Genomic DNA, 736 nt, shown 5'->3' on the forward strand with positions numbered 1-736 from the left:
CTTTAATTTCCGAATTCTGAAGCGACCCCATCATGGTCAGAGCGCCCACCCACGTACCGCCGACACCGAGTGCCAACAGCACCAGTGGCCCGACACAGCACACCGACGCACCGATGGCGGTCAGCGAACTCGCGACCAGCGAGCCTTTCCCGGTGAGTTGCATCCCCATTCCCATCTCCTGAGCCTGATTGCCTAGGTGCTATTCTAAACTCCGTACCAAAGTACGGAATCAAGGAGAAAGTGATGGCCACAGAGCTGACCATTGGCAAGCTGGCAGACGCCGCCGGGGTGAACGTCGAGACGATCCGCTACTACCAGCGACGCGGGCTGCTGGATGAACCAGCCAAACCCTTGGGTGGCCATCGGCGCTATCCGGTGGACATGGTGAAGCGACTGCGTTTCATCAAGCGGGCTCAGGCGCTGGGTTTCACGCTCTCGGAAGTCGGTGGACTGCTGACGCTGGATGAGTCGTGCGCCTGTGCCGAAACGCGAGCACGGGCTGCACGCAAGCTCGCGTTGATCGAGCAGAAGATGGCCGACTTGGTCGTCATGCAGCAACTGTTAGGCGAACTGGTGCAGCAATGTGATGCGGGAGACGGCGGAACGATCTGCCCGATCATCGAGGCACTGATCAGAGAGTAATGCCTGGCGGGTGAGCTGGAGATCGGAAAGCCCCTTTACGGTGGGATTCAGAGCTTACGTTGGTTTTTGGTTCCATTGCTCCCCAAACCCCAAG

At 59.1% G+C, this 736-nt stretch carries 2 protein-coding genes; one reads left to right on the forward strand and one right to left on the reverse strand.

Features of this window, described 5'->3' with window-relative positions; all coding sequences use genetic code 11:
* A partial coding sequence (locus NMC31_RS26070; protein ID WP_436651406.1) for a mercuric transporter MerT family protein occupies positions 1-175 on the reverse strand: 175 nt, incomplete at its 3' end.
* A 68-nt stretch (positions 176-243) separates the two neighbouring features.
* Here NMC31_RS26070 and merR point away from each other — a divergent pair.
* Positions 244-642, forward strand: coding sequence for a mercury resistance transcriptional regulator MerR (gene merR, locus NMC31_RS26075; protein ID WP_003089120.1), 399 nt, complete (start codon positions 244-246; stop codon positions 640-642).
* Positions 643-736: the final 94 nt, after the last annotated feature.

The sequence above is a fragment of the Pseudocitrobacter vendiensis genome (genome assembly GCF_943590815.1).
Lineage (GTDB): Bacteria > Pseudomonadota > Gammaproteobacteria > Enterobacterales > Enterobacteriaceae > Pseudocitrobacter > Pseudocitrobacter vendiensis.